Source organism: Streptomyces anthophorae, from assembly GCF_049310305.1.
In the GTDB taxonomy this organism is placed as follows: domain Bacteria; phylum Actinomycetota; class Actinomycetes; order Streptomycetales; family Streptomycetaceae; genus Streptomyces.
Genome location: NZ_JBLWQQ010000001.1, coordinates 3,222,756 through 3,249,336, shown reverse-complemented (window position 1 = coordinate 3,249,336; position 26,581 = coordinate 3,222,756). Strand labels below are relative to the sequence as shown.

Sequence of the window (26,581 nt, the reverse complement as noted above, 5' to 3'; positions counted from 1 at the left end):
TCCGGTGCCAACTGCGGCATCGCCGGCGCGGGCACGAGAGCTGACGCCTGCACGATCGCGAGGCTCACTGCCTGCCCGCCGCCCCCACGCCCGAAACACCAGACCGGTGCCGATCCGCGGCTGCACGCCGCACCGACACAACGAGGTTGCCGTACTTATGCGTCACGCCGAAGGAGCCCGCGGTGAGTGCTGACACGACCCAGCTCGCCTTTGACTGGAGCTGTCGGATCATGTCCGACAACGGATGCGGCTTCCCGGCGCCGGGCCTGCACTCCTTCCTGTTCGAACCGATTGCCGACTTCGGCTGGTTCTACTTCAACAAGGTGATGCTGCTCGCCCTGCTCACCACGATCGTCATCTGCGTTTTCTTCTTCTTCGCCTTCGGCCGCTCCAAGGTCGTCCCCGGGAAGATCCAGATGATCGGTGAGGCCGGCTACGACTTCGTCCGCCGCAACATCGTCTACGAGACGCTGGGCAAGAAGGAGGGCGAGAAGTACGTACCGATCATGGTCTCGATGTTCTTCTTCATCTGGATCATGAACGTCTGGTCGGTCGTCCCGCTGGCCCAGTTCCCGGTCTCCTCGGTCATCGCGTACCCGATCGTCCTCGCGGTGATCGTGTACCTGATCTGGGTGCCGCTGACCTTCAAGCGCCACGGTTTCGTGGGTGGTTGGAAGAACGTCACCGGCTACGACCCGTCGCTCGGGCCGATCAAGTGGCTGGTCTCGTTCATCGAGTTCTTCTCGAACCTGCTGGTCCGCCCGTTCACGCACGCGGTGCGACTCTTCGCGAACATGTTCGCGGGTCACCTGATGCTGGTGATGTTCACCGTCGCCTCCTGGTACCTGCTGAACAGCTGGATGATCCCGGCCGCGGGCGTCTCCTTCGTGATGACGATCGCGATGATCCTCTTCGAGCTTTTCGTTCAGGCCGTCCAGGCGTACGTCTTCGTCCTCCTGGCCTGCACGTACATTCAGGGCGCTCTCGCCGAGCACCACTGAGCCCCACCCGTCCAACCACCCCAGGTCGTCCGGTGGACAACCCCCACCGGTTCGTAAAGAAAAGGAAGTAACGGCATGTCCGCGTCCATCGAACTCGCCGCTGGCGTCTCCGGCTCCCTCGGTTCCATCGGTTATGGTCTCGCCGCGATCGGCCCCGGCATCGGCGTCGGCATCGTCTTCGGCAACGGCACCCAGGCGCTGGCCCGTCAGCCCGAGGCCGCCGGCCTGATCCGCGCCAACCAGATCCTCGGCTTCGCCTTCTGTGAGGCGCTCGCCCTGATCGGCATCGTTATGCCGTTCGTGTTCGGTCAGTAATCACCGCGTACTGACTGACACTTTCGACGAAAGGCACTGATGTGATCGCCAACCTGGTACAGCTGGCGGCCGAGGAGGAGCAGAACCCGCTCCTCCCGCCCGGTCCCGAGCTGCTCATTGGCACCCTTGCCTTCGCCATTGTCTTCTTCGTCTTCGCCAAGAAGCTCCTTCCGCGCATCAACAAGACGCTGGAAGAGCGCCACGCGCAGATCGAAGGCGGCATCGAGAAGGCTGAGGCCCTCCAGACCGAGGCCCAGAGCGTGCTCGAGCAGTACAAGGCTCAGCTTGCCGAGGCCCGGCACGAGGCCGCGCGGCTGCGCCAGGAGGCGCAGGAGCAGGGTGCCTCGCTCATCGCCGAGATGCGTGCGGAAGGCCAGCGGCAGCGTGAGGAAATCATCGCCGCCGGTCACTCGCAGATCGAGGCCGACCGCAAGGCCGCCGCTCAGGCGCTGCGCCAGGACGTGGGCCTGCTGGCCACCGACCTGGCCGGCAAGCTGGTCGGCGAGTCCCTCGAGGACTCCGCCCGGCAGTCGCGCACGATCGACCGCTTCCTCGACGAGCTCGAAGAGAAGGCAGAGGCTGCACGATGACCGCCCACGGAGCGAGCCGCGAGGCCCTGGCCGCCGCGCGTGAGCGTCTGGACGCGCTGACCGACGCTGCGGACATTAACCGCGCCTCGGTCGACGCCAAGGCGCTCGCCGGCGACCTGGCCTCGGTGACCGCGCTGCTCGACCGCGAGGTCAGCCTGCGGCGGGTCCTGACCGACCCGGCGCAGGCCGGCGAGGCCAAGGCCGAGCTCGCGAGCCGCCTGCTCGGTGGCCAGATCAGCGGCGAGGCCGCCGATCTGGTGTCGGGCCTGGTCCGCTCCCGGTGGTCGGCCTCCCGCGACCTGGTCGACTCCCTGGAGGAGCTGGCCAACACCGCGGACCTGACCGCGGCGCAGAAGAACGGTGACCTCGACGACGTCGAGGACGAGCTGTTCCGGTTCGACCGGATCGTCTCCTCCAACACCGAGCTGCGCGCCGCGCTGACCGACAAGTCGGCATCGGCCTCGGCCAAGGCCGAGCTCGTGAAGCGGCTGCTCGACGGTCGGGCCAAGCCCACCACCGAGCGGATCGTCGCGCGTCTTGTGACCGCGCCGCGTGGACGTAGCCTGGAAGCGGGACTCGAGTCCCTCTCCAAGCTCGCCGCGGAGCGTCGCGAGCGCATGGTGGCGGTCGTCACCACGGCGGTCCCGCTGAGCGACGCGCAGAAGCGGCGCCTGGGTGCGGCCCTCGCGAAGCTCTACGGCCGCGAGATGCACCTGAACCTGGACGTGGACCCCGAGGTCCTCGGCGGGATCAAGGTGCAGGTGGGCGACGAGGTCATCAACGGCTCCATCGCGGACCGCATCGAGGAGGCCGGCCGCCGCATGGCCGGCTGACCGCAACACCTCAACACGTACGACTACGGCCCTAGTTGGGCCGTGCAGAGGATTCCTGGGGGCTGACCCCAGACCCCCCAAGAACACTTCGGGCCCAACAAGGAGAGCAGGGAACCCAGATGGCGGAGCTCACGATCCGGCCGGAGGAGATCCGGGACGCGCTGGAGAACTTTGTCCAGGCGTACAAGCCGGACGCGGCCTCGCGCGAGGAGGTCGGTACGGTCACCCTTGCCGGCGACGGCATCGCGAAGGTCGAGGGTCTCCCCTCGGCCATGGCCAACGAACTGCTGAAGTTCGAGGACGGCACGCTCGGCCTCGCGCTCAACCTGGAAGAGCGCGAGATCGGCGCCATCGTCCTCGGTGAGTTCAGCGGTGTCGAGGAGGGCCAGCCGGTCACGCGTACCGGTGAGGTCCTGTCCGTCGGTGTCGGCGAGGGCTACCTCGGCCGCGTTGTCGACCCGCTCGGCAACCCGATCGACGGTCTCGGCGAGATCGAGACCAGCGGTCGTCGTGCCCTTGAGCTGCAGGCCCCCACGGTCATGCAGCGCAAGTCGGTGCACGAGCCGATGGAGACCGGCTACAAGGCCGTCGACGCGATGACCCCCGTCGGCCGTGGCCAGCGTCAGCTGGTCATCGGTGACCGCCAGACCGGCAAGACCGCCCTGGCTGTCGACACGATCATCAACCAGCGTGACAACTGGCGCACCGGCGACCCGTCGAAGCAGGTCCGCTGCATCTACGTCGCCATCGGTCAGAAGGGTTCGACCATCGCCTCCGTGCGTGGCGCCCTCGAAGAGGCCGGCGCGCTGGAGTACACGACCATCGTCGCCGCCCCGGCGTCTGACCCGGCCGGCTTCAAGTACCTGGCGCCGTACACCGGCTCGGCCATCGGCCAGCAGTGGATGTACGAGGGCAAGCACGTCCTCATCATCTTCGACGACCTCTCGAAGCAGGCCGACGCCTACCGCGCCGTGTCCCTGCTGCTCCGCCGCCCGCCGGGGCGCGAGGCCTACCCGGGTGACGTCTTCTACGTGCACTCCCGTCTGCTCGAGCGCTGCGCGAAGCTCTCGGACGAGATGGGCGCCGGTTCGATGACGGGTCTCCCGATCGTCGAGACGAAGGCGAACGACGTGTCGGCGTTCATTCCGACCAACGTCATCTCCATCACCGACGGCCAGTGCTTCCTGGAGTCCGACCTGTTCAACGCCGGCCAGCGTCCGGCCCTGAACGTCGGTATCTCGGTCTCGCGTGTGGGTGGTTCCGCCCAGCACAAGGCCATGAAGCAGGTCTCCGGCCGGCTCCGTCTCGACCTGGCCCAGTACCGCGAGCTGGAGGCGTTCGCCGCCTTCGGTTCCGACCTGGACGCCGCGTCGAAGTCGCAGCTGGAGCGCGGTCAGCGTCTGGTCGAGCTGCTGAAGCAGGCTCAGTACCAGCCGATGGCCACCGAGGACCAGGTCGTCTCCGTCTGGGCCGGTACCAACGGCAAGATGGACGAGGTGCCGGTCGCCGACATCCGCCGCTTCGAGAAGGAGCTCCTGGAGCACCTGCACCGCAAGGAGCAGGGCCTCATGACCTCCATCAAGGAGGGCGGCAAGATGTCGAACGACACCATCCAGGCCATCGACGAGGCCGTTGCCGAGTTCAAGAAGCAGTTCGAGACCTCGGACGGGAAGCTTCTCGGCGAGGACGCTCCGGCCGCCGCCGGTAAGTGACGACGGAAGGGACCTGACTCATGGGAGCCCAGCTCCGGGTCTACAAGCGTCGCATCCGATCCGTCACCGCGACCAAGAAGATCACCAAGGCGATGGAGATGATCGCCGCCTCGCGCGTCGTCAAGGCGCAGCGCAAGGTGGCGGCCTCCACGCCCTACGCGACCGAGCTCACGCGCGCGGTCACGGCGGTGGGGACGGGGTCGACCACAAAGCACCCGCTGACGACCGAGCCCGAGACGGCGACCCGCTCCGCGGTGCTGCTGCTCACGAGCGACCGCGGTCTGGCCGGTGCCTTCAACTCGAACGCGATCAAGGCCGCGGAGCAGCTCACCGAGCGGCTCCAGGCCGAGGGCAAGGAGGTCGACACGTACATCGTCGGCCGCCGCGGTCTCGCCCACTACAACTTCCGCGAGCGCAAGGTCGTGGAGTCGTGGGCGGGCTTCACCGACGAGCCCACGTACGCGGACGCCAAGAAGGTCGCGGCCCCGCTGATCGAGGCGATCGAGAAGGAGACGGCGGAGGGCGGCGTGGACGAGCTCCACATCGTCTACACCGAGTTCGTCTCGATGATGACGCAGACGGCCATCGACGGCCGGCTGCTGCCGCTCAGCCTCGAAGAGGTGGCGGAGGAGTCGAAGGCGTCCGGCAAGGGCGACGAGATCCTTCCGCTGTACGACTTCGAGCCGTCGGCGGAGGACGTCCTCGACGCCCTGCTGCCGCGCTACGTCGAGAGCCGGATCTACAACGCGCTGCTCCAGTCGGCTGCTTCCAAGCACGCCGCCACGCGCCGCGCGATGAAGTCGGCGACCGACAATGCGGGAGACCTGATCAATAACCTCTCGCGACTTGCCAACGCGGCCCGCCAGGCCGAAATCACCCAGGAAATCAGCGAGATCGTCGGTGGCGCCAGCGCCCTGGCCGACGCGACCGCGGGGAGTGACAAGTAATGACCACCACTGTTGAGACGGCCGTCGCCACGGGCCGCGTCGCCCGGGTGATCGGCCCGGTCGTCGACGTGGAGTTCCCCGTCGACGCGATGCCGGACATCTACAACGCCCTTCACGTCGAGGTCGCCGACCCGGCCAAGGACGGCGAGAAGAAGACCCTGACGCTCGAGGTCGCGCAGCACCTCGGTGACGGCCTGGTCCGCGCGATCTCCATGCAGCCCACCGACGGCCTGGTCCGCCAGGCCCCGGTCGTGAACACCGGCGCCTCCATCACGGTGCCCGTCGGCGACTTCACCAAGGGCAAGGTGTTCAACACCCTCGGCGAGGTCCTGAACACCGACGAGCAGTACACGGGCGAGCGCTGGGGCATCCACCGCAAGGCTCCGAACTTCGACGAGCTCGAGTCGAAGACCGAGATGTTCGAGACCGGCATCAAGGTCGTCGACCTTCTCACCCCGTACGTCAAGGGTGGAAAGATCGGCCTGTTCGGTGGTGCCGGCGTCGGCAAGACGGTGCTCATCCAGGAGATGATCTACCGCGTCGCCAACAACCACGACGGTGTCTCCGTGTTCGCCGGTGTCGGCGAGCGCACCCGTGAGGGCAACGACCTCATCGAGGAGATGGCCGAGTCCGGCGTCATCGACAAGACCGCGCTGGTCTTCGGTCAGATGGACGAGCCGCCGGGCACCCGTCTGCGCGTGGCCCTCGCGGGTCTGACCATGGCGGAGTACTTCCGCGATGTGCAGAAGCAGGACGTGCTGTTCTTCATCGACAACATCTTCCGCTTCACGCAGGCCGGTTCCGAGGTCTCGACCCTGCTGGGTCGCATGCCCTCGGCCGTGGGTTACCAGCCGAACCTCGCCGACGAGATGGGCCTCCTCCAGGAGCGCATCACCTCGACGCGTGGTCACTCGATCACGTCCATGCAGGCCATTTACGTGCCCGCGGACGACCTGACCGACCCGGCCCCGGCGACCACGTTCGCCCACCTCGACGCGACGACGGTGCTTTCCCGTCCGATCTCCGAGAAGGGCATCTACCCGGCCGTGGACCCGCTGGACTCCACGTCCCGCATCCTGGACCCCCGCTACATCGCGGCGGACCACTACAACACGGCCATGCGCGTCAAGACGGTCCTCCAGAAGTACAAGGACCTTCAGGACATCATCGCGATCCTCGGCATCGACGAGCTCGGCGAGGAGGACAAGCTCACCGTCCACCGCGCCCGTCGCGTGGAGCGCTTCCTGTCCCAGAACACCCACGTCGCCAAGCAGTTCACCGGCGTCGACGGGTCGGACGTCCCGCTGGACGAGTCGATCACCGCGTTCAACGCGATCATCGACGGCGAGTACGACCACTTCCCGGAGCAGGCGTTCTTCCTGTGCGGTGGCATTGAGGACCTCAAGGCCAACGCCAAGGAGCTCGGCGTCTCCTGAGCCCCGTGCTCGTAGGGAGGGTCGGGGGTATGTCCCGGCCCTCCCGTCACGCCCACTAGACTTTGAACCGACACCCGGCAGCGGATGCCGCCGGGTGGTGACCCGAGGAGCCCACCTTGGCTGCTGAGCTGCACGTCGAGCTCGTCGCCGCGGACCGCAGTGTCTGGTCCGGCGAGGCCACCCTGGTCGTCGCGCGTACCACGTCCGGCGACATCGGCGTCATGCCCGGTCACCAGCCGCTGCTCGGTGTGCTGGAGTCGGGACCCGTGACGATCCGTACGACGGACGGCGGAACGATCGTGGCGGCTGTCCACGGCGGTTTCATCTCGTTCGCCGACAACAAGCTGTCCCTGCTGGCCGAGATCGCCGAGCTTTCGGACGAGATCGACGCCCAGCGGGCGGAGCGGGCGCTGGAGCGCGCGAAGTCGGACGCCGACGCGTCCGCCGAGCGTCGTGCCGACGTGCGACTCCGTACGGTGGCGGCGCGCTGAATCCAGCGAGCCACATGATGTACCTCAGCCGCGGCCCGAGCCGGAGATAATCTCCGGACCGGGTCGCGGCTGAGGCGATCTACAACTGTTTTGCTGTTCCGTTATCGGTCGAGAAGCGAGGAGGTCGGTGCAGATGGTCCTCGTTCTTGTGCTGTGCGTAGTCGCGGTCGTCGTGCTCGTGGTGGTGGGGCTTGTCGCCTTCGGAGTCCGGCGGCGGCTCATCCAGCGCTCCGGCGGTACGTTCGACTGTTCGCTGCGGTGGGACGCGCCGGCGCCCGAAGCGGCGGATGCCTCCGGCAAAGGGTGGGGCTACGGGATCGCCCGCTACAACGGTGACCGGGTCGAGTGGTTCCGCGTCTTCTCGTACGCGCCGCGGCCCAAGCGGATTCTGGAGCGGGCTGCCATCGAGGTGACCGGGCGGCGGGCGCCCGAGGGCGAGGAGGAGCTGGCGCTCCTCTCGGATGCGATCGTTCTTGCCTGTACGCATCGCGGTACGCGTCTGGAGCTCGCCATGAGCGAGGACGCGCTCACCGGCTTCCTCGCGTGGCTGGAGGCGGCGCCTCCCGGCCAACGGGTCAACGTGGCGTGACGCCACGGGGCTCCGCCCCGGACCCCGCTGCTCAATCGCCGCAGGGGCTCCAAAATTGGAGCCCGTGGGGGAGCAGGCATGGAGAAGCCGGGCCGACGGGGGGCGTTCCCGTGGGCCCGGCTTCGGTCTGCGGGGGTTACTTCAGGCCGGAGTTGATGGCCGTGACCAGTTCGCCGTTCGAGGTGTCGCCGGAGAACTCCCAGAAGAACGCGCCGCCCAGGCCCTGGGACTTGGCCCAGCTCATCTTCGAGCCGATCGTCGCCGGGGTGTCGTAGGACCACCAGTCCGAGCCGCAGTGCGCGTACGCCGTCCCGGCCACCGTGCCGTTCGAGGGGCACTTGGTCTTGAGGACCTTGTAGTCCTCGATGCCCTGCTCGTACGTGCCGGCGGCGGGACCCGTCGCCGTGCCGCCCGGCTCCTTCTGCGTCACGCCGGTCCAGCCGCGGCCGTAGAAGCCGATGCCGAGCAGGAGCTTCGAGGCCGGTACGCCCTGAGCCTTCAGCTTGGCGATCGCGTCGGCCGAGTTGAAGCCCTGCTGCGGGATGCCGGAGTACGAGGTGAGCGGGGAGTGCGGGGCCGTCGGGCCCTTCGCGTCCCAGGCGCCGAAGAAGTCGTACGTCATGACGTTGTACCAGTCGAGGGACTGGGCGGCGCCCGCGTAGTCGTTCTTCTCGATCTTGCCGCCGGACGAGGCGTCGGCCGTGATCGCCGCCGTGACCAGGTTCTGCGAGCCGAACTTCGAACGCAGCGCCGTCGTCAGCTTCTTGAGCGCGTCCTGCCCGGACGTGTCACAGCTCAGACCGCACGCGTTCGGGTACTCCCAGTCGATGTCGATGCCGTCGAAGACATCGGCCCAGCGCGGGTCCTCGACCAGCTTGTAGCAGGAGTCGGCGAACGCGGCCGGGTTCTTCGCGGCCTCACCGAAGCCGCCGGACCAGGTCCAGCCGCCGAAGGACCAGATGACCTTGAGGTTCGGGTGCTTGGCCTTCAGCTGGCGCAGCTGGTTGAAGGCGCCGCGCAGCGGCTGGTCCCAGGTGTCGGCCTGTCCGGAGACGGAGTTGGCGGCCGTGTACGCCATGTCGGTGTCGGCGTAGGCGTCGCCCATGGTGCACTTGCCGCCCTGGACGTTGCCGAAGGCGTAGTTGATGTGCGTGACCTTGGCGGCCGAGCCCGAGGTTTCCAGGTTCTTCGGGTAGTACTGGCGGCCGTAGACGCCCCAGTCGGTGAAGTAGCCCATGTTGACCTTGCCGCCGGTGCCGGGGCCCGGGTCGGTGCCGCCGCCCGTGGTGTGCACCTTGACGGAGCCGGAGACCGGCCCGGTCTGGTCGGCGGTGTCGCGGGCCTGCACCGTGTACGAGTAGTCGGTGCCGGCGCTCAGCCCCGTGTCGGTGTACGAAGTGCCGGTCACCGTGGCGACCTTGGCGCCGTCGCGCAGCACGTCGTAGTTCTTGACGCCCTTGTCGTCGGTGGCGGCCGACCAGGACAGCTTGGCCGAGGTGTCGGTGATGCCGGAGGCGGTCGGGGTGCCCGGCGCGGAGGGTGCCGCGTCGCCGGGGACGTCGCCGCCGTCGCAGGAGGCGCCGTTGAGCTTGCAGCCCGTGGGGGCGCCGGAGCCGGTGCCGTTGAAGCCGAAGGAGACCGAGGCGCCGGGGGCGAGCGTCCCGTTCCAGGAGAGGTTCTTGGCGGTCCAGTGGTCGGCGGAGTTGGTGACGGTCGCGTCCCAGGCCGAGGTCACCTTCGTGCCGGACGGGAAGTCCCACTCGACGTTCCACGAACTCACGCTCGTGGTCCCGGAGTTCTTGATGGTCCACTTGCCCTCGAAGCCGCTGCCCCAGTCCTGGGTCTTGGCGTACGTGGCGGTGACGGTGGTGGCCTCGGCGGCGGCGTGGGAGGGGGTGGCGAGGCCGACGAGGGCGGCGGCCGGCAGGACGAGGGTCGCCAGTGCCGCGGTCGTTCTGTGCCGAAGTCTCGGTCTGGGTACGTCAGTCGGGTGCATCGGGTGCTCCTCGGGAGGTCCGGGGTCCGTAATGGGGGTGGAACCCTGCGACGCCCATGAGCACCGGAGTGGGGGGGTGTGCTCACCGCAGTGCGGCGAGAATAGAAAGGTCTGGACCAGCGGTCAAGGTCTAAACCAATCACGGCTTTCGGCCAAGTTCCCGCGCCAGCACGGCTGCCTGCACCCTGCTGCGCAGGTTCAACTTGCCGAGCAGGCGGCTGACATGGGTCTTCACCGTGGCCTCCGCCATGTCGAGCCGGTCCGCGATCTCCGCGTTGGACAGGCCGTCGCCCAGCCGGTCGAGCACTTCCCGCTCCCGGCGCGTGAGCGTCTCCAACTCCGGTGGGAGGTCGGCCGGTTCGTCGTCGCAGGGTCGCGCGAACTCGGCGATCAGGCGGCGGGTGACGGCCGGCGCGATCAGGCCCTCGCCCCGGGCGACCGTGCGGACGGCCTCCAGGAGGTCCTTCGCGTCCGTGTTCTTGAGCAGGAACCCGGACGCCCCCGCCCGCAGTGCCCCGAACACGTACGCGTCGAGGTCGAAGGTGGTCAGGACCAGCACGTCGGCGAGCCCCTCCTCGACCACGGCACGGGTGGCCGAAACCCCGTCGAGCCGCGGCATCTGGACGTCCATGAGGACCAGGTCGGGCCGCAGCTCGCGGGCCAGTTCGAGCGCCTGCTCGCCGTCCGCCGCCTCGCCCACGACCTCGATGTCGGGCGCGCTGTTCAGGATGAGGACGAGCCCGGCCCGTACGGCGGACTGGTCCTCGGCGACGAGTACGCGGATCACTCGGTGACTCCTTCCAGGGGGAGGCGGGCGCACACCCGCCAGACCGTGCCGCCCGGGGTGTCGGGCCCCGCCTCGAACGTGCCGCCGAGCAGCGCCGCCCGCTCCCGCATCCCGACGAGCCCGGCGCCGGAGCCCGGCACGCGCGGCCCGCCGTCCCGCTCGCCGCGCGGGCTGTCGACCCGCACGTCGACGTACGCGTCCGTCCGGTCGACGGCCACCGTGACGCGGCCGGGCCCCGCGTGCTTGAGCGCGTTCGTGAGGGACTCCTGGACGATGCGGTAGGCGGCGAGCTCGACCGGCGCGGGCAGACCGGTGACGGCCCCCGACACGCTCATCCGGACGTCGAGGCCGTTCGTGCGGGACTGCTCGACGAGGGCGCCGAGGCCCGCCAGGGTGGGCGCGGCGGCCGGCTCCTCGCCCTCGCCCGCGTCCCGCAGGATGCCGATGAGGCGGCGCATCTCGGCGAGGCCGTCGACGCTGTTCTCGCGGATCGTCCTCAGCGCCGTACGGGTGGTGTCCTGGTCGTCGAGGGACAGCGCGGCCGTGGAGTGGATCGCGATCGCCGAGAGGTGGTTCGCCACCATGTCGTGCAGCTCGCGGGCCATCCGGGCGCGCTCCGCGGTCACGGCCTGCGTCCGGTCGAGCTCGGCGAGCAGCGCGGTCTGCTCGGCCCGCAGCCGTTCGGCGGCCGCCTTGTCCCGGTGGCTCCGCATCAGCACGCCGGTGGCCGCGGGCCCGAACGACACGAGTCCGGTCACCACCCCGATCAGCACCGCCTCGGGCTTGCGCCACCACGCCAGGAATCCGAGGGTGACGACCACGGTGAGCAGGCCGGTGATCACGGGGAGGCGGCGCGCGGTGGCCGGTGTCCCGTACAGCGCGGCCGCGTACATCAGGTCCGTGAACATCAGCACCGTGGCCAGATTGCCGTCGGTGAACTGGTCGGCGATCGCGACGAAGGTCCCGACGACCACCGCGAACCGGGGCCGGGTGCGGCGCAGCAGCTCCAGGGCCGCCATGAGGACGAGCGGGAGGAGCGCCCACGCCCCGCCGAGTGGCCGGCCCCCGTTCATCGGAAGGCCGATGCCCCACAGCGCGAGCCCGCCGAGCAGCCCGCCGACGGCGATGCGCACGTCGTCGCGGTGCGGGCGGGGGAGAGCGGGGGCCTGCATGACTCCATCCAACACGGCCGGGGCGGTCCTGCCATGGTGCGGCGGGACGAGCCCGGTCCGCGCGGCACTACATCGAAGGATGCAGTGCCACTTCGTCACGTACGACGACGATCCCGCGCCGCGCGGCAGGGAGCCTGGAAACAGGGGAACGGAACGAGAGGAGCCCACCGTGATCGTCACGCTGATCGTCGTCTGCGAGGTCGCCTTCTGGGTGCTCCTCGCCGCGGGTCTCGCCCTGCGCTACTGGGCGAGGATGCCGCGTGCGAGTGTGGCCGTCCTGCTGTGCGAGCCGCTCCTCGAAGTGCTGCTGCTGATCGTCACGGCCATCGACCTCAAGAACGGCGCCGAACCCGACTGGAAGCACGGCCTGGCCGCCGTCTACATCGGCTACTCGATCGCCCTCGGCCACTACACGATCACGTGGGTCGACGTCCGCGTCGCCCACCGCTTCGCGGGCGGCCCGCCGCCTTCGACCCCCAAGTACGGGGTCCCGCGCGCGATCCACGAGTGGAAGCTGGCAGCGCGCTGGATCCTCGCCGCCGTCATCGCGATGGGGCTGTTGCAGGGCGCGATCTGGTACGTGGGCGAGGCCGGGGCGACCGAGTCCCTCACGCAGTGGCAGCAGCGCATGCTCTTCCTGATCGCGATCAACGTGATCATCGCGCTGAGCTACACGGTGTTCCCGAAGAAGGCGCCGCCGGTGACGGCCGGCAAAGGGTGACTAACGCTCGCCGCCCGGCACCCACAGCACGTCCCCGACCTCCTTGTTCGCGATCCGCGCCAGGATGCTGTGTTTGCCCGGGGGGCGACCCCCGGACCCCCGGCAGGGGGCGGATGTTGTCGGCGGTTCTCGTCGGGGTTGCGCGAGTGTTGTCAGCGCTCGCCGCCCGGTACCCACAGCACGTCCCCGACCTCCTTGTTCGCGATCCTCGCGAGGATGAACAGGAGGTCGGAGAGGCGGTTCAGGTAGGTCGCCGTGAGCGGGTTCATCGTCTCGCCGTGGACCTCCATCGCGGCCCACGTCGAACGCTCCGCCCGGCGGACGACCGTGCACGCCTGGTGCAGGAGCGCGGCGCCCGTGGTGCCGCCGGGGAGGATGAAGGACCGCAGCTTCTCCAACTGCTCGTTGAAGTGGTCGCAGTCCGCCTCCAGCTTGTCGATGTAGAACTGCTCGACGCGCAGCGGCGGGAACTCGGGGTTCTCGACGACGGGGGTCGACAGGTCGGCGCCGACGTCGAAGAGGTCGTTCTGGACGCGCGTGAGCACCTTCACGACCTCCTCCTCCAGACCGCCGAGGGCGACCGCGGTGCCGATCACGGCGTTCGCCTCGTTGGCGTCCGCGTACGCCGAGATCCGCAGATCGGTCTTGGCGGTGCGGCTCATGTCGCCGAGGGCGGTGCTGCCCTTGTCTCCGGTACGGGTGTAGATGCGCGTCAGATTGACCATGCGACCACCCTAATTACGCGGCGGCCCGCCGGAAGCCGCGTGTGCCGACCGTCACGGCGAGCGCCGCGAAGGCGAGCGCGACCAGCGCCCCGTAGAGCATGTTCGCCGTCGCGTAGTGCCCGACGTACGCGTCCCGCATCGCGTCCACGAGATAACGCAGCGGCATGACGTGCGAGAGCGCGTCCAGCCAGCCGGGCGCGAGTGCCATCGGCAGCATCAGGCCCGACAGCAGCATCGACGGCATGGTGACCGCGTTGATGACGGGACCGAACTCCTGCGGGGTACGGGCTTTGAAGGCGAGCGCGTACGACAGGGACGCGAGCGAGACCGTCAGGAGCGCCACGAAGGCGAGGCCGATCAGGATGCCCGCGAGCGGCGCCCGCAGGCCCATCGCGAGCGCGGTGAGCACGAGCAGTACGGCCTGGAAGGCGAACAGCGCGGTGTCGCGCAGTACGCGCCCGAGCAGCAGCGCGAGCCGGCTGACCGGCGTCACCTGCATCCGCTCCAGCACGCCGTGGTTCTTCTCCATGAGGATCCCGAAACCGCAGAACGCCGCCCCGAACAGACCGAGTTGAAGCAGCAGTCCGGGGACGAGGACCTGCCAGGAGCTGCCGGTGGAGCCCAGCGGGAGCCCGGTGAGCAGCGGCCCGAAGAACAGCAGGTACAGCAGCGGCATGAGGATGCCGAAGAGCATCTGGAACCGGGAGGAGAGCGTCTGGCGTGCGTAGCGCCCGAAGATGATCCTCGTATCGCAAGCAAGGGTCTTCATCGCGCTCACACCGCCACCGGGGTCGTGTCCACGGGCGCCGGTCCGCGCCCGGTGATGGCCAGGAACGTGTCCTGGAGCGTCGCGTCGATCGACCCGCCGTGCGCCAGCTTGAGCGCGCTCGGCGTGCCCTCCGCGGCCACGACTCCCTTGTCCACCACGACGATCCGGTCCGCGAGCGCGTCCGCCTCGTCGAGGTAGTGCGTGGTCAGGAAGACGGTCGTGCCGTGCTCGGCGCGCAGCCGGCGGACCAGGTCCCACAGGTCGGCGCGGCTGCCGGGGTCGAGCCCGGTCGTCGGCTCGTCGAGGAAGAGCACCGTGGGGTGGTGCACGAGCCCCATCGCGATGTCGAGGCGGCGCCGCTGCCCGCCGGAGAGCGCGCCCGCCTTCCGGTCCATGAGGTCGGTGAGGCCGAGATCCGCCGCCAGCTCCTCGGCGCGCGCGGCGGCCCGGCGCTTCGGCAGCCGGTACAGGCGGCCCTGCGTGACCAGTTCCTCGCGTACGGAGATGTTCGGGTCGACGCCGCCGGACTGGGCGACGTAACCGACGGCGCGCCGCACCCCCGCCGGATCGCTCGCCAGGTCGTGGCCCGCGACGGTGGCCGCGCCGCCGGTCGGCGCGAGCAGCGTCGTGAGCATCCGCAGGGTGGTCGTCTTGCCGGCTCCGTTCGGTCCGAGGAAGCCGAGGATCTCGCCCGGCTCGACGCGCAGGTCGATGCCGCGGACCGCCTCGACGGGGCCGTTCTTGGTGGTGAAGGTCCGGGCGAGCCCGGACGTGCTGATGACTGCCATGCGGGCCAGAAAAACAGAGTCGCTTAAATTTTGCAACGTCCCCAAAATTTCAGCGAGGCCAGCGAACCCGTAGAATCGGCGCATGGCAGAAGGGCTCAGGGAGCGGAAGAAGCGGCAGACCAGGCAGTACATCTCGGACGTGGCGACCGGCCTGTTCCTGGAACGCGGCTTCGACGCGGTGACCGTCGCGGAGATCGCGGACGCGGCGAACGTCTCCGTGAACACCGTCTACAACTACTTCCCGGCGAAGGAGGACCTCTTCCTCGACCGGGCCTCCGGGGTCGTCGACCGGATGTCCCGCTGGGTGCGCGGCCGGGGGGCGGGGGAGTCCGCGGCCGCCGCCGTGCTGCGTGAGCTGCGTGAGGAGGTCGAGTCGGTCTCGCCGCGCGTCGGGCTCATGGAGGGCTACAGCGACTTCATGCGCGTGGTGCACGCCGCGCCCGCCCTGCGCTCCCGACTGTGGGCCATCCAGCAGGAGGTCCACGACAACCTCGTCGAGACGCTGCGCGAGGAGACGGGCGCCGCGGAGGGCGACGGGCTGCCGGATCTGATCGCGGGTCAGATCGGGTGGGTGCACCAGACCGTCATGGCGCACATCGGACGCCGGATGGTCGAGGGCGGCACCCCCGCCGAGGTCTCCCGCGAGATGCTCGACGAGCTCGACGAGATGGAGGAACTTCTGAGCGCCAAGGTGCTCAACTACGCCGTCCGTGGCGCCTGATGAGCACGGATGATCGATCAGTGATCCGTACCAGTGTGATGTCCGTCATTCGAGACGTGACGCGCATCTCTTAGCTGTCACACGGCCGCTCACGGGCGCTAGTGTCCGCCGGAGAGCAAGTAAACAGCGGTTAAGCGGTCGCGCGGGACACGCGGTTAGGGGACGTACGTGGCAAGGAAGCTCGCCGTCATCGGGGCCGGCCTCATGGGGTCGGGCATCGCGCAGGTCTCCGCCCAGGCGGGCTGGGACGTCGTCCTGCGCGACGTCACCGACGAGGCGCTCGCGCGAGGCACCGACGGGATCAAGGCCTCGTACGAGAAGTTCGTGAGCAAGGGGAAGCTCGACGCCGCCGACGCCGAAGCCGCGCTCGGCCGCATCACCGCGACCACCGACCTGGACGCGGCGGCCGACGCGGACGTCGTCGTCGAGGCCGTCTTCGAGAAGCTCGAGGTCAAGCACGAGATCTTCCGCGCGCTCGACAAGATCGTGCGGGACGACACGGTGCTCGCCTCGAACACCTCGGCCATCCCGATCACCAAGATCGCGGCGGCCACCGCCCGCCCGGAGCGCGTCGTCGGCGCGCACTTCTTCTCGCCCGTGCCGATGATGCAGCTCTGCGAGCTGGTGCGCGGCTACAAGACGAGCGACGAAACGCTCGCCACCGCGCGGGAGTTCGCCGAGTCCGTCGGCAAGACCTGCATCGTGGTGAACCGGGACGTCGCCGGGTTCGTGACGACCCGTCTCATCTCCGCCCTCGTGGTCGAGGCCGCGAAGCTGTACGAGTCGGGGGTCGCCACCGCCGAGGACATCGACGTCGCCTGCAAGCTGGGCTTCGGGCACGCGATGGGGCCGCTCGCCACCGCGGACCTGACGGGCGTCGACATCCTGCTGCACGCGACGGAGAACATCTACACCGAGTCGCAGGACGAGAAGTTCGCGCCGCCGGAGCTGATGCGCCGGATGGTGGACGCCGGTGACATCGGCCGCAAGAGCGGGCAGGGCTTCTACAAGCACGCTTGACCGCACGGCTGATGCCATGTCACCCCTCGGGGTGAATTCGGTATCGGTTCGCTTACAGACGGCAACTTTCGGCCCCCGCGGCCCGTCAGTTGCAGTGACATACCCAGATCACCCGGATCACATGACCAGCTGAGTACCGGCTCAGAAGCACTGGAGCAGTCGCGTACTCCGACCATTCTGAATTTCCCACGGGGAGCGCATATGTACATCAGGGGCGACCACGTCGAGCTGGTCGTCGGGGGCCGCCTCGACGTCCGCAGCGCGGCGGACGCCCGTTCGGTCCTGCACACCGCCGTCGACGACGGAATCGGCGACCTGGTGCTCGACCTGTCCGAACTCGACTCCTGGGACGCGACGGGCCTCGGCGTCATCATGGGCGCCCACCGCCGCGCGGGCCGCTGCGGACGCCGGCTCGTGCTGCGCCGCGTGCCGCCCCAGATGCAGCGCCTGCTCGTCGCCACCCGGCTGCACCGGATTCTGGCCATCGAGGGCGGCATCGGCGTCGAGTCCCTGCCCCGCGTCTGAGGCGGAAGGCCGCGCGTGTGGCCGGAGTTGTGCGGTTGAAACGGAAGGTATGTCCCCGGAAGGGGTGAACCAGTCATTCCGGCTGGAATCGCCGACAATCCTCACGAGACTGTGACGTCTCGGGCGGCGCGGTACCTCCCGGCTTCGTAGATACTGGGCGCAGCGACAGCGTGGTGCGCACAGGCCGGGAGGGGCAAGCGGCGCACCACGCTTTTGGGGGGCTTTGACGATGGACCCGACGAACCGGGGACCGGAAGATTCCAGCCAGGAACGGCACGAGGGGACAGAGGGCGGCAGCGGGGGACGACAGCGTCCGCCCCGCGATCCTCTGACACCTGACTACGGCCAGCCCGCACCCGCGCTCGCCCGCACCGTGCAGATCGTCTCGGGCGGCCACCTGCTGACCGTCAATCCCGTGGACGGCAGCGAGATCGAACCCTGCCCGCCCGGAGAGCGCCCGGGCCGGCCCGCCAAGTACGACGCCACGGAGCGCGCGGCACTCGCCCGCGCCGCCCGGCCACCGCTGCCGCCGGGGCCCGCACAGCCCCAACGGCCGCTCCTGGAGCGCCAGGAGGAGCGCGAGCGCCTGGTGCGGCTCCTGGCGCGCGGCCGCTCCGTCCGGCTCACAGGACCCGCGGGCTCCGGGCGCACGGCGCTGCTCGACCAGGTCACCGAGGACTGCGCCGACATCGCGCCCGACGGCGTCGTCCGGCTCTGCGGCCACCGGCGCTCCGTCGACGACCTGCTGTACGAGCTGTTCGGCGCGGTCCACAAGGCGCCGCTGCACCGACCCGACCGCGCGCTGCTGCTCGAACTCGTCCACGAGATCGGCGCCGTCGTCGTCCTCGACGACCTCGAGTTCGGCGGCGCCGCGCTCGACGAACTCCTCGAAGCGACGCCCGAGTGCGCCTTCCTGCTGTCCGCGACGCCCGACGTGCCCGCGCCGTCGGCCGACTCGCACGTCGAGGAGGTCTTCCTGGCGGGGCTCGGGCGCGGCGGCGGCCAGGAGCTCCTGGAGCGGGCCGTCGGCCGGGTGCTCACCGACGAGGAGGCGCAGTGGGCCGCCGACCTCTGGTTCGAGTCCGAGGGCCTGCCGCTGAGGTTCGTACAGGCGGGCGCCCTGCTCCGGCAGCGCGACCAGCTCAGGACCGACCCCGAGGCATTCGACGCGTTCGGGTACTACGAGGGTCCGGACGCGGCCCCCGTGGACGCGCCCTTCGACACCGCCGACGGGCACGACGTGCCGCTGCCCGCGCTCGCCGAGGCCGCGGCGCCCGCCGCGCTGCTCGCCTCCCGGCTCGGCGCGTCCGCGCGCGCCACGCTGGAGTTCGCGGTCGCGCTCGGCGGCGAGATCCCGCACCAGGCGCATCTGCCGGCGCTCGTCGGTGACACGCACGCCGACGCGGCCCTCGCCGAACTCGTCTCCTGCGCGCTCGTCACGCCGGCCGGCAACCGCTACCGCCTCGCGGCCGGGGTGCGCCAACAGTTGGAGGCCGCGGGCTACGGCACCGACGCCGCGGGACGCGGGCGCACCGCCGCCCAGCACTACGCCTGGTGGGCCGCGCACCCGTCGGTGGGGCCCGAGCGGGTCGTCGCGGAGTCCGACGCCGTCCTGGCCGCGCTCGCGGCGACGACGGCGACCGAGGCGTGCGTGGAGCTGGCCCGCGCGGCCGCGCCCGGCTTCGCCGCCGGGCTCGCCTGGGGCGCGTGGGAGCGCGCCCTCAGGGCCGGCCTCGAATCGGCGCGCACCACGGGCGAGGTGGCCGAAGAGGCGTACTTCCACCACGAGTTGGGCATCCTCGCGCTCCTCGGCGGGCAGCTCGACCGGGCCCGCGTCGAGCTGGAGGCCTCCATCGCGCTGCGCGGCGCCGTCGCCGACAAGCACGGCACGATCGCCGGGCGCCGGGCCCTCGCCCTGGTCGCCGACCTTTCGGGCGTCGCGCTGCCCGGCGCGAGCGCGGCGGCGGGGGAGGAGATCCCGGAGGCGATGTACGAGGAGTCGGCCTCGCCGCCCGGCGGAGTCCCCGCGTACGCGCAGTCGGAGGCGCCGCCCGAGCCCGACACCCTGGTGACCCGCCAGCCGGCCCCGCCCGCCTTCGGCGGCAAGGCGCCCGCGCGCAAGTCGGTGGTCGGCGGAGCCCGGCGCAACATGGTGGCGGCGGGCGCGGGCGCCCTGCTCGCGGCGGTGCTCGGCACGGTCGTCACGCTCGGCGCCACGTCGGGCAACGACGACCCGCCGTCCGACAAGGTCGACACGAAGCCGTCGGCGACGGCGGGGGAGAACGGCGGGGACCTCGGCGCCGACAAGGCGGGTGGCGGCAAAACGAGCGCGGCGCCGTCCGACCCCGGCAAGGACGGAGTCCTCGGCACGTCGGACGACCCGACGCCGTCGAGCGGGGCTTCAGGGTCGCCGTCGGACGGCTCCAGCGGCTCCAAGTCGCCGGACGACCCGACGAAGTCGCCGTCCAAGTCGCCCACGAAGTCCCCGACGAAATCGCCGACCAAGTCCCCGACGAAGTCGCCCACTCCCACCAAGCCACCGACGACCCCGCCGACCACGCCGCCGACAACTCCTACGGCGACGCCGACGACGACCGCGCCGACGACCCCGGACACCTCGGACACGGCGAGCGGCCCGATCACGACGACGCCTGACAAATCAAGCCCCGCCGGCGCTTGAGGCGCGGGGTCCGGGGCGGAGCCCCGAGACGTCAACCGCGCCTCCCGCAACGTCAGAAGAGACGCAGCTTGTCGTCCTCGATGCCCCGCATCGCGTCATAGTCGAGGACGGCGCAGCCAATGCCCCGGTCCGTCGCAAGAACCCGCGCCTGCGGCTTGATCTCCTGCGCCGCGAAGACGCCCCGCACCGGGGCCAGGTGCGGATCCCGGTTCAACAGCTCCAGGTAGCGGGTGAGTTGCTCGACCCCGTCGATCTCGCCGCGGCGCTTGATCTCGACGGCCACGGTCTGCCCGTCGCCGTCCCGGCACAGGATGTCGACCGGGCCGATCGCCGTCATGTACTCGCGGCGGATGAGCGTGTAGCCCTCGCCCAGCGTGTCGATGCGGTCGGCGAGCAGCTCCTGGAGGTGGGCCTCGACGCCGTCCTTGATGAGGCCGGGGTCCACGCCGAGCTCGTGCGAGGAGTCGTGGAGGATCTCCTCCATCGTGATGATGAGCTTCTCGCCCGCTTTGTTGACGACGGTCCACTTGCCCTCGTCGTCCCCGGTCCCCTCCTTCAAGGTGCACGGCGGCGACATCCAGTTGAGGGGCTTGTAGGCACGGTCGTCCGCGTGGATGGAGACGCTGCCGTCCGCCTTCACGAGGATGAGGCGGGGTGCCGACGGGAGGTGGGCGGTGAGCCGGCCCGCGTAATCCACGGAGCAACGGGCGATGACGAGACGCATGGTCGGCAACGCTACTCGAACCCCACGGCTCCACGCACTTCGCCCTAGTAAGCACGGTAAGCACGCGTTCGCCATTGGCCGGTTGTGTGCGAACGAATACCCCTACGCCCTGTTGCGGTTCGGACACGTTGCCTACCGTAGAAGACAGGAGGTCGCGGCGCGTGCACGCTGCGTGTTCCACGGGCCCGTGCGTGCCGAGGACTTCTGCCCTGTCCGTAAGCCCCCGCTCCCCGGGGGTGCGAGAGGAGAACCCATGTCGCTCGACGTCTCACCGGCACTGTTGGATCAGGCCGAGCGAGGCGAGGTCGACGAAAAGGACTTCGTCGACTGCGTCCGGACCTCCCTGCCATACGCATGGGAGATGATCAGCTCCCTGGTGGCTCAGCTGAAGGTCGACGGCGGAGCGTTCGCCGACAACCAGACGCCGCCCCCGGACGAGCAGGCACGTGGACAGCTTCTGCGTGCGCTCGCGAGTGACGCCATACGTGGGGCGCTTCAGCGGCACTTCGGTGTCCGCCTGGCGTTCCAGAACTGCCACCGGGTCGCGGTGTTCCCGCAGGACCCGGCGGTGGACGAGACGCTCGCCCGCTTCACGTCGGCTCGCAATCAGCTGCTCAACCAGTCACCGGAACTGCGTGACTGCTGAGCGCTGAGGGCGTAACAGCCTCTGCCTGCCGGCCCGTACGCGGGAGGTGCATCTGTACGGGCCGGCAGGCGCCGGGCTGAAGTGCCCACAAGGTCAGCCGAGTTGCGGCAGTACCTCGGCTCCCAGGCGCCGCACGTTCTCCTCCGTCGCCGTGAGATCTCCCGAGCCCTCCACGAGCAGCGCGAACCGGGTGATCCCCGTCCGCTCCGACGTGGCCGCGAGCCGGTCCGCGCACAGCTGTGGGGTGCCGACCGGGTGCAGGGAACACAGCAACTCCGTGTACGCGTGCGGGTCGCGCATCGACCGCGCCCGCCCGTCGACCGTCACATGGGCGTCAAGACCCTGCTTCAGCCAGCCCGGCATCGCCTTCAGGAGTGTCTCCGAGGCCTCGGACCCGGTGTCACCGATCTGGGCGACACCGGCGGACACGTGCTCCGCCGCGTAGATCTCGTCGACCGGGCGCCCGGCGTCGCGCGCGCAGCGCCGCCACAGGCCGACCATCTCCGCCTTGTCCTCGTCCCCGACGTGCATGCCGAGCAGCATCGGCAGACCCCGCTCGGCGGCGAGCCGCACGCTCTTCGGCGACGTACAGGCAACGATCACTTCCGGCCCTTCCCGGCCCGCCCCGCCGATCGCCTCAGAGGGGCGCGGCACGACCGGGACCTCGCGGAAGGCGAAGCGCTCCCCGGCGCCCCCGACGTGCTCGTCGCGCAGCCACTTGAGGAGCAGGTCGAGGGATTCCGGGAACCCCTTCTCGTACGCCTCGATGCCGGCCCCGAAGACCTCCAGGTCCACCCAGGGCCCGCCCCTGCCGACGCCGAGCGAGAACCGGCCGCCGGACGTGACGTGCAACAGGGCGGCCTGCTCGCCGAGGGCGACGGGGTGCGCGGTCGGCAGCACACTGACCGCCGTGCCCACCCGCAGGGTGTTGGTGCGGCCGAGCAGCAGCGCGGCCAGCGTCACGGCCGAGGGACAGGTCCCGTACGGCACGAAGTGGTGCTCGGCGAGCCACACCGAGTCGAGGCCCGCCTCCTCGGCGACCTCGGCGGACCGCACCGCGCGGTGCAGCGCCTCCCCCTGCCCCTGGCCCGGAAACTGGGCCGCCAGTACAAACGTCCCTACACGCATCGCACTCCTGCCTTCCTTGGCGCCGACGCGGGCATTCCCCCTGAAGGCAATAACGGTTGGCAAGTGCCAAAGACACGGCCTCCCAAGAAGATTGGCGGATTTTCCGGCAAGTCTTGACGAGGTCCCCTCGGCGTGACGGTCTTCGGGTGCCCCCCGGCCTTCGGCGTACGCTGGAGATGACCTCCAGCTCCGTTCACACACCCCGAGGTGAGACGTGTCTCCGCGCCGCAACCGTCCGAAGGCAGGCGGATCGTCCAGCAGCAGCGCATCCGCCGGCGGTGGGGACGAAGGGCGGCGCTACGGCGGGTTCCAGTCCACGGAGAGCTGGCAGGGCGAGGAGTGGAGCGTGCGCCACGTGGCGGGCGCGAGCGCGGCCGGGAAGACGTACCGCTGCCCCGGCTGCGACCAGCAGATCTCCTCCGGGGTCGCCCATGTCGTGGCCTGGCCCGAGTACGGGGGAGTGGACGACCGGCGGCACTGGCACAAGGCGTGCTGGAACGCGAAGGACCGCCGCACCACGAAGGTGCAGCGGTCCAGGAACGCGCCGCGGTACTGAGTCCGGCCGGTACGCCGATACCGCTGGACGCCTACACGTCGCGGTTGTTGATCGACAGGAACGCGCCGCCGAGCGCCACCGCGGTGATCCCCGCCATGATCCACAGCGGCTCCCAGCCGGTGGGACCCGAACTGCCGGTCACGGACTGGTCGTAGAGCACGGCTAGCTGGCTGGGGACCGAGTACTCGAGGAGGGCCTGCTGGAGGTCCTTGAGCGACTCCGCGAACATGAAGATCGCCATGACCAGCGGCAGCAGCACGACGCCGACCATGATGGTGATCGCGCCCGCCGAGTGCCGGACGAGCGTGCCGACGGCCAGGCCCAGCAGGCCGAGCAGCGCGACGAACAGGCCGACGCCGAGCGTCGTCTTCACCCACACGCCGCCGCCCGGCGAATCCGAGCCCACGATCCCCACCTGGAGCGCGCCGACGAGCGCGGCGAACACCGTGGTCAGCACCGTGACGAGGGCGAAGAAGACGATCGCCTTCGCGGCGAGCACCCGGCTCCGGCTCGAGCACGCCGTCATCGTCGTACGGATCATTCCGGTGCCGTACTCGGAGGCGATGGTCAGGACGCCGAGGGTCATCACGCAGATGGTGCCGAGCAGCGTGCCGAAGAAGCCGAGGCCGAGCACCTGGTTGCTGTCCGGCGTCGGTCCTTCGTCGGAGGCGACCACGGCGGCGGAGGCCAGACCGAGGCCGACCATGAGCACGATCATCACGCCCAGCGTCCACATCGTGGAGCGCACGGAACGGATCTTCGTCCACTCCGAGGCCAGCGCGTCGCCGAGGTGGGCCTTGCGGATCGGGATGGGCGAGGCGTACGAGGCGCCGGGTGCGGCGAGGGGCGGGGGCGGCGTGCTCATCGGGCGTCCTTGTCCATCGGCGGGGCGGTCGGGGCCGGCGCGGCGGGCGGCGCAGGAGCGACGGGCGGGGCCGGCGGGGCCATCGGGGTCGCGTACGGGTTCTGGTCCGCGACGGGCGGCTGGACCGGCGGCTGCCCGGGCGGCGCCTGCATCGGGGCCTGAACGGGAGCCTGTCCCGGCGCCTGGGGCGGCGGCGGGGCGTACCAGCCCGGCTGGCCCTGACCCGGCACCGGCATCTGGCCGGGCGGCACCGCGCCGGGCGGCAGCTGCTCGTGCAGGCCCGCGCGCTGGTCGGCGGTCGAGCGGTAGTCGACGGCGCCCTGCGTCATCCGCATGTACGCCTCCTCCAGCGAGGCCTGGTGCGGCGACAGCTCCCACAGCCGTACGTCCGCGCCGTGCGCCAGATCGCTGATGCGCGGCAGCGGCAGGCCCGTGACCCGCAGGCCGCCGTCCTGCTCGGGCAGCACCTGGCCGCCCGCCTCGGTCAGCGCGGCCGTCAGCTTCTCGCGCTGCTGCGGCTCGCTGTCGGGGGTGCGCACCCGCGCGAACCCCGCCGAGTTGTGCGCGATGAAGTCCCGCACGCTCATGTCGGAGAGCAGCTGTCCGCGACCGATCACGATCAGGTGCTCGGCGGTCAGCGCCATCTCGCTCATCAGGTGCGAGGAGACGAAGACCGTGCGCCCCTCGGAGGCGAGCTGCTTCATCAGGTTCCTGACCCAGAGGATGCCCTCGGGGTCGAGACCGTTGACCGGCTCGTCGAAGAGCAGCACCTGCGGGTCGCCGAGGAGCGCGGCGGCGATGCCGAGCCGCTGCCCCATGCCGAGCGAGAACCCGTTGGAGCGCCGCTTCGCGACCTCCTGGAGGCCGACGACGCCGAGCACCTCGTCGACCCGGCGGGCCGGGATGCCGGACAGCTGGGCCAGGCTCAGCAGATGGCTGCGGGCCGTCCTGCCGCCGTGCACGGCCTTCGCGTCGAGCAGCGCGCCCACCTGGCGCGGCGCGTTCGGGAGCTTGTTGTACGGGTAGCCACCGATGGTCACATGGCCCGCGGTCGGCTGGTCGAGGCCGAGGATCATGCGCATCGTCGTGGACTTGCCCGAGCCGTTCGGCCCGAGGAACCCGGTCACGGTCCCCGGCCGCACCTGGAAGGAAAGGTTGTACACGGCTGTCTTCGCGCCGTAGCGCTTCGTCAGGCCGACTGCCTCGATCATTCTCCGCACCCATCGGAAGGTTCTGAGAGTTTCAGGACGTCGGGGCAGACGCCCCCGTAAGGGTTAGGAGCGTATACGCGAGCTGACGGTTCCGGCCAAGAGTGAGCAAAGCGTCAGGCGGGGCCGGAGGGGATGGTTCCGCCCGCGCGCAGGATCCGGGTGCCCTCCTCGCGAACGGCGGGGGACGCGGCGGCGCGCCGCACCCAGTCCCGCGGTGCGGGCCCGAGCAGCGCGGACAGCTCCGCGGAGGCCGCCATGAGCGCGCTCAGGAGGCCCGCCTGATCGCCGCCGCCGGCCCGCGGGCGTCCGGTGCCCGGATCGACGAGAACGCCGTGCTCGCCCACGTACATCTGGAGACCGGGAACGGGGGCGTTCGGGACGTGGGTCCTGCGGTAGTTCGGCAGCTCGGTGGCGTCGACCGCCTTGAGCTGCGCCGCGTCGAGCCAGGACACGACGAGGGTGCGTGCGGCCCGCGGGTCGGGGTAGGGGGCGGCCGCCACGTAGCCGTTGCGCCCGATGTGCGCGGAGCAGCCGACTCCGATGCCGCGCGTGGGCAGCGGGACCATCGGAACGGTGACCGGGAGGCCGAGCTTGTTCAGCTTGTACGCGATCTGGGCGGGGGCCGCGTTGGAGCCGACGGCGAGCACGGGGGTGCGGTCCGCGGTCCAGCGGGGCAGCTCGCGCTCCACGTCCAGGTCGAGGAGTTCGTCGCCGCGCAGCAGGGCGGGGGCGGTGACCGGGCGCCCCGGGTAGCTGAGGGGGGTGAGGGCGGGGACGGTGTCGTAGCCGAGCGAGACGAGGGTGCGGCCGGGGTCGATGAGCGCCATGGTGCCGCAGCGTAGGGCAGGCCCCGGGGCCCGTCCTACGCGTCCCGCTTCTTCAGCAGTACGTAGCCGATGATCAGCGCCGCCGCGACCCACACCAGCAGGATCCCGAGCCCGCCCCACGGCCCGTACGGCGCGTCGTCGCTCGGCGGGTCCACCACCTGCATGATCTTCAGGCCCGCCTGGTCGGGGAAGTACTGGGCGACCTTCTTCGTCGCCGAGACGCTGCCGAGGATCGGCGAGACCAGGAAGAAGAACGGCATCAGGATGCCGAGAGAGAGCATGGGGGAGCGGAGCATCGCCGCGACGCCCATGGAGAACATCGTCACCAGCGTCATGTAGACGGCGGCGCCGAACACCGCGCGCAGCACGTTCGGGGCGCCCAGGTCCGTGCCGTGGTCGCCGAGCATCAGCTGGCCGAGGAAGAACGACGCGAAGCTGATGACCAGCGCGACGACGAGCGCGAGCAGCGCGGCCACCAGGATCTTGGAGAAGAGGAAGGTGCCGCGCTGGGGGACCGCCGCGAGCGAGGTGCGGATCATGCCCGTGCTGTACTCGCTCGCGACCACGAGGACCCCGAAGACCAGCATGGCGAGCTGGCCGAGGGTGAGGCCGGAGAAGGAGATGAAGGTCGGGTCGAAGGTCAGCTTGTCCCCGGTCGACATCTTGTCGAACTCGTTGCTGGTGAGCGCGCTGATCAGCATGCCGAGGCCGACGGAGACGAGCACCGCGAAGCCGAGCGTGAAGGCCGTCGAGTTCACCGATTTGATCTTGGTCCACTCGGAGCGGAGGACCTGGGCCGCGGCCAT

The 26,581-nt window shown here is 70.1% G+C and carries 28 protein-coding genes; 16 read left to right on the top strand and 12 right to left on the bottom strand.

All coding sequences use genetic code 11. The features are described from left to right. Positions 1-230 precede the first annotated feature (230 nt). The 9 genes from atpB to ACNYS0_RS14375 all read left to right on the top strand — a co-directional run bounded on the left by atpB (position 231) and on the right by ACNYS0_RS14375 (position 7,914). The gene (gene atpB / locus ACNYS0_RS14415; RefSeq protein WP_422482637.1) at positions 231-1,001 is read left to right on the top strand and encodes a F0F1 ATP synthase subunit A; all 771 of its coding nucleotides are present in this window, start codon (positions 231-233) and stop codon (positions 999-1,001) included. Between the two features lie 75 nt (positions 1,002-1,076). After that, the gene (gene atpE, locus ACNYS0_RS14410; protein ID WP_385762526.1) at positions 1,077-1,316 is read left to right on the top strand and encodes an ATP synthase F0 subunit C; all 240 of its coding nucleotides are present in this window, start codon (positions 1,077-1,079) and stop codon (positions 1,314-1,316) included. Between the two features lie 41 nt (positions 1,317-1,357). After that, positions 1,358-1,906 carry a F0F1 ATP synthase subunit B gene (locus ACNYS0_RS14405; RefSeq protein WP_422473808.1) on the top strand — a complete coding sequence of 183 codons (549 nt, stop codon included), beginning with the start codon at positions 1,358-1,360 and terminating at the stop codon, positions 1,904-1,906. Next, a complete protein-coding gene (locus tag ACNYS0_RS14400; protein ID WP_422473806.1) occupies positions 1,903-2,739 on the top strand; it encodes a F0F1 ATP synthase subunit delta in 837 nt (278 codons plus the stop codon). The genes ACNYS0_RS14405 and ACNYS0_RS14400 overlap by 4 nt, the downstream gene beginning before the upstream one ends. A 119-nt stretch (positions 2,740-2,858) precedes the next feature. After that, positions 2,859-4,451 carry a F0F1 ATP synthase subunit alpha gene (atpA, locus tag ACNYS0_RS14395; protein ID WP_422409844.1) on the top strand — a complete coding sequence of 531 codons (1,593 nt, stop codon included), beginning with the start codon at positions 2,859-2,861 and terminating at the stop codon, positions 4,449-4,451. Between the two features lie 20 nt (positions 4,452-4,471). Then, positions 4,472-5,398, top strand: coding sequence for a F0F1 ATP synthase subunit gamma (locus tag ACNYS0_RS14390; protein WP_422473805.1), 927 nt, complete (start codon positions 4,472-4,474; stop codon positions 5,396-5,398). After that, on the top strand, positions 5,398-6,834 hold the full coding sequence (gene atpD / locus ACNYS0_RS14385; protein ID WP_422473803.1) for a F0F1 ATP synthase subunit beta: 1,437 nt from the start codon (positions 5,398-5,400) through the stop codon (positions 6,832-6,834). Before ACNYS0_RS14390 ends, atpD begins: the two co-directional genes overlap by 1 nt. 116 nt (positions 6,835-6,950) lie before the next feature. Continuing rightward, positions 6,951-7,325, top strand: a complete 375-nt coding sequence (locus ACNYS0_RS14380) for a F0F1 ATP synthase subunit epsilon (RefSeq protein ID WP_385762538.1) — start codon at positions 6,951-6,953, stop codon at positions 7,323-7,325. A 133-nt stretch (positions 7,326-7,458) separates the two neighbouring features. Beyond that, a complete protein-coding gene (locus ACNYS0_RS14375; RefSeq protein WP_385762540.1) occupies positions 7,459-7,914 on the top strand; it encodes a DUF2550 domain-containing protein in 456 nt (151 codons plus the stop codon). Positions 7,915-8,050: 136 nt separating this feature from the next. On the opposite strand, the gene ACNYS0_RS14370 is transcribed toward ACNYS0_RS14375, so the two are convergent. From ACNYS0_RS14370 to ACNYS0_RS14360, 3 genes are all read right to left on the bottom strand, one after another. Further along, positions 8,051-9,910 carry a glycoside hydrolase family 18 chitinase gene (locus ACNYS0_RS14370; protein ID WP_422473801.1) on the bottom strand — a complete coding sequence of 620 codons (1,860 nt, stop codon included), beginning with the start codon at positions 9,908-9,910 and terminating at the stop codon, positions 8,051-8,053. A gap of 139 nt (positions 9,911-10,049) precedes the next feature. Next, positions 10,050-10,697, bottom strand: a complete 648-nt coding sequence (locus ACNYS0_RS14365) for a response regulator (protein WP_422473799.1) — start codon at positions 10,695-10,697, stop codon at positions 10,050-10,052. Continuing rightward, the gene (locus ACNYS0_RS14360; protein WP_422473797.1) at positions 10,694-11,869 is read right to left on the bottom strand and encodes a sensor histidine kinase; all 1,176 of its coding nucleotides are present in this window, start codon (positions 11,867-11,869) and stop codon (positions 10,694-10,696) included. The genes ACNYS0_RS14365 and ACNYS0_RS14360 overlap by 4 nt, the downstream gene beginning before the upstream one ends. 169 nt (positions 11,870-12,038) lie before the next feature. On the opposite strand from ACNYS0_RS14360, the gene ACNYS0_RS14355 reads away from it, so the two are divergent. Next, a complete protein-coding gene (locus ACNYS0_RS14355; RefSeq protein ID WP_422473796.1) occupies positions 12,039-12,590 on the top strand; it encodes a hypothetical protein in 552 nt (183 codons plus the stop codon). A 152-nt stretch (positions 12,591-12,742) separates the two neighbouring features. Here the strand turns inward: ACNYS0_RS14355 and ACNYS0_RS14350 are convergent, their stop codons facing one another. The 3 genes from ACNYS0_RS14350 to ACNYS0_RS14340 are packed head-to-tail and all read right to left on the bottom strand — an operon-like array spanning position 12,743 to position 14,872. Next, positions 12,743-13,315, bottom strand: coding sequence for a cob(I)yrinic acid a,c-diamide adenosyltransferase (locus ACNYS0_RS14350; RefSeq protein WP_422473794.1), 573 nt, complete (start codon positions 13,313-13,315; stop codon positions 12,743-12,745). A 13-nt stretch (positions 13,316-13,328) separates the two neighbouring features. Continuing rightward, on the bottom strand, positions 13,329-14,084 hold the full coding sequence (locus tag ACNYS0_RS14345; protein ID WP_422473792.1) for an ABC transporter permease: 756 nt from the start codon (positions 14,082-14,084) through the stop codon (positions 13,329-13,331). 5 nt (positions 14,085-14,089) lie between these two features. Continuing rightward, complete coding sequence (locus ACNYS0_RS14340; protein ID WP_422473790.1) at positions 14,090-14,872, bottom strand: ABC transporter ATP-binding protein; 783 nt, start codon at positions 14,870-14,872, stop codon at positions 14,090-14,092. 82 nt (positions 14,873-14,954) lie between these two features. Between ACNYS0_RS14340 and ACNYS0_RS14335 the strand changes: the two genes are divergently transcribed. The 4 genes from ACNYS0_RS14335 (at position 14,955) to ACNYS0_RS14320 (ending at position 19,818) form a co-directional block, all read left to right on the top strand. Then, complete coding sequence (locus ACNYS0_RS14335; protein WP_422473788.1) at positions 14,955-15,593, top strand: TetR/AcrR family transcriptional regulator; 639 nt, start codon at positions 14,955-14,957, stop codon at positions 15,591-15,593. A gap of 168 nt (positions 15,594-15,761) precedes the next feature. Next, complete coding sequence (locus ACNYS0_RS14330; protein WP_422409865.1) at positions 15,762-16,613, top strand: 3-hydroxyacyl-CoA dehydrogenase family protein; 852 nt, start codon at positions 15,762-15,764, stop codon at positions 16,611-16,613. Between the two features lie 201 nt (positions 16,614-16,814). Continuing rightward, on the top strand, positions 16,815-17,138 hold the full coding sequence (locus ACNYS0_RS14325; protein ID WP_266714147.1) for an STAS domain-containing protein: 324 nt from the start codon (positions 16,815-16,817) through the stop codon (positions 17,136-17,138). A gap of 229 nt (positions 17,139-17,367) precedes the next feature. Continuing rightward, a complete protein-coding gene (locus ACNYS0_RS14320; protein WP_422473786.1) occupies positions 17,368-19,818 on the top strand; it encodes an ATP-binding protein in 2,451 nt (816 codons plus the stop codon). A gap of 52 nt (positions 19,819-19,870) precedes the next feature. On the opposite strand, the gene nucS is transcribed toward ACNYS0_RS14320, so the two are convergent. Beyond that, positions 19,871-20,542, bottom strand: a complete 672-nt coding sequence (nucS, locus tag ACNYS0_RS14315) for an endonuclease NucS (protein ID WP_422473784.1) — start codon at positions 20,540-20,542, stop codon at positions 19,871-19,873. A 253-nt stretch (positions 20,543-20,795) separates the two neighbouring features. Here nucS and ACNYS0_RS14310 point away from each other — a divergent pair, with 253 nt between their 5' ends. Further along, entirely contained in the window at positions 20,796-21,188 is a 393-nt protein-coding gene (locus tag ACNYS0_RS14310; protein ID WP_385762564.1) for an SCO5389 family protein, read from the top strand. Between the two features lie 93 nt (positions 21,189-21,281). Here ACNYS0_RS14310 and ACNYS0_RS14305 read toward each other — a convergent pair whose 3' ends face one another. Continuing rightward, on the bottom strand, positions 21,282-22,316 hold the full coding sequence (locus ACNYS0_RS14305; RefSeq protein WP_422473782.1) for an LLM class flavin-dependent oxidoreductase: 1,035 nt from the start codon (positions 22,314-22,316) through the stop codon (positions 21,282-21,284). A 214-nt stretch (positions 22,317-22,530) separates the two neighbouring features. On the opposite strand from ACNYS0_RS14305, the gene ACNYS0_RS14300 reads away from it, so the two are divergent. Beyond that, entirely contained in the window at positions 22,531-22,872 is a 342-nt protein-coding gene (locus ACNYS0_RS14300) for an ATP/GTP-binding protein (RefSeq protein WP_422409872.1), read from the top strand. Positions 22,873-22,903: 31 nt separating this feature from the next. On the opposite strand, the gene ACNYS0_RS14295 is transcribed toward ACNYS0_RS14300, so the two are convergent. From ACNYS0_RS14295 to ACNYS0_RS14280, 4 genes are all read right to left on the bottom strand, one after another. Then, entirely contained in the window at positions 22,904-23,737 is an 834-nt protein-coding gene (locus ACNYS0_RS14295) for an ABC transporter permease (RefSeq protein ID WP_422473780.1), read from the bottom strand. Then, positions 23,734-24,948: an ABC transporter ATP-binding protein gene (locus ACNYS0_RS14290; protein WP_422473778.1), complete on the bottom strand. Its 1,215-nt coding sequence runs from the start codon at positions 24,946-24,948 to the stop codon at positions 23,734-23,736. The genes ACNYS0_RS14295 and ACNYS0_RS14290 overlap by 4 nt, the downstream gene beginning before the upstream one ends. Before the next feature lie 113 nt (positions 24,949-25,061). Next, on the bottom strand, positions 25,062-25,775 hold the full coding sequence (locus tag ACNYS0_RS14285; RefSeq protein WP_422473776.1) for a hypothetical protein: 714 nt from the start codon (positions 25,773-25,775) through the stop codon (positions 25,062-25,064). Between the two features lie 35 nt (positions 25,776-25,810). Continuing rightward, a complete protein-coding gene (locus ACNYS0_RS14280) occupies positions 25,811-26,581 on the bottom strand; it encodes an ABC transporter permease (protein ID WP_422473774.1) in 771 nt (256 codons plus the stop codon).

Coding starts and splice junctions, on each gene's coding strand:
- atpB (WP_422482637.1), top strand. CDS start 231: ATGTCCGACAACGGATGCGGCTTCCCGGCGCCGGGCCTGCACTCCTTC.
- atpE (WP_385762526.1), top strand. CDS start 1,077: ATGTCCGCGTCCATCGAACTCGCCGCTGGCGTCTCCGGCTCCCTCGGT.
- ACNYS0_RS14400 (WP_422473806.1), top strand. CDS start 1,903: ATGACCGCCCACGGAGCGAGCCGCGAGGCCCTGGCCGCCGCGCGTGAG.
- atpA (WP_422409844.1), top strand. CDS start 2,859: ATGGCGGAGCTCACGATCCGGCCGGAGGAGATCCGGGACGCGCTGGAG.
- ACNYS0_RS14390 (WP_422473805.1), top strand. CDS start 4,472: ATGGGAGCCCAGCTCCGGGTCTACAAGCGTCGCATCCGATCCGTCACC.
- atpD (WP_422473803.1), top strand. CDS start 5,398: ATGACCACCACTGTTGAGACGGCCGTCGCCACGGGCCGCGTCGCCCGG.
- ACNYS0_RS14375 (WP_385762540.1), top strand. CDS start 7,459: ATGGTCCTCGTTCTTGTGCTGTGCGTAGTCGCGGTCGTCGTGCTCGTG.
- ACNYS0_RS14370 (WP_422473801.1), bottom strand. CDS start 9,910: ATGCACCCGACTGACGTACCCAGACCGAGACTTCGGCACAGAACGACC.
- ACNYS0_RS14360 (WP_422473797.1), bottom strand. CDS start 11,869: ATGCAGGCCCCCGCTCTCCCCCGCCCGCACCGCGACGACGTGCGCATC.
- ACNYS0_RS14350 (WP_422473794.1), bottom strand. CDS start 13,315: ATGGTCAATCTGACGCGCATCTACACCCGTACCGGAGACAAGGGCAGC.
- ACNYS0_RS14345 (WP_422473792.1), bottom strand. CDS start 14,084: ATGAAGACCCTTGCTTGCGATACGAGGATCATCTTCGGGCGCTACGCA.
- ACNYS0_RS14340 (WP_422473790.1), bottom strand. CDS start 14,872: ATGGCAGTCATCAGCACGTCCGGGCTCGCCCGGACCTTCACCACCAAG.
- ACNYS0_RS14335 (WP_422473788.1), top strand. CDS start 14,955: ATGGCAGAAGGGCTCAGGGAGCGGAAGAAGCGGCAGACCAGGCAGTAC.
- ACNYS0_RS14325 (WP_266714147.1), top strand. CDS start 16,815: ATGTACATCAGGGGCGACCACGTCGAGCTGGTCGTCGGGGGCCGCCTC.
- ACNYS0_RS14320 (WP_422473786.1), top strand. CDS start 17,368: ATGGACCCGACGAACCGGGGACCGGAAGATTCCAGCCAGGAACGGCAC.
- nucS (WP_422473784.1), bottom strand. CDS start 20,542: ATGCGTCTCGTCATCGCCCGTTGCTCCGTGGATTACGCGGGCCGGCTC.
- ACNYS0_RS14310 (WP_385762564.1), top strand. CDS start 20,796: ATGTCGCTCGACGTCTCACCGGCACTGTTGGATCAGGCCGAGCGAGGC.
- ACNYS0_RS14305 (WP_422473782.1), bottom strand. CDS start 22,316: ATGCGTGTAGGGACGTTTGTACTGGCGGCCCAGTTTCCGGGCCAGGGG.
- ACNYS0_RS14295 (WP_422473780.1), bottom strand. CDS start 23,737: ATGAGCACGCCGCCCCCGCCCCTCGCCGCACCCGGCGCCTCGTACGCC.
- ACNYS0_RS14290 (WP_422473778.1), bottom strand. CDS start 24,948: ATGATCGAGGCAGTCGGCCTGACGAAGCGCTACGGCGCGAAGACAGCC.
- ACNYS0_RS14285 (WP_422473776.1), bottom strand. CDS start 25,775: ATGGCGCTCATCGACCCCGGCCGCACCCTCGTCTCGCTCGGCTACGAC.
- ACNYS0_RS14280 (WP_422473774.1), bottom strand. CDS start 26,581: ATGGCCGCGGCCCAGGTCCTCCGCTCCGAGTGGACCAAGATCAAATCG.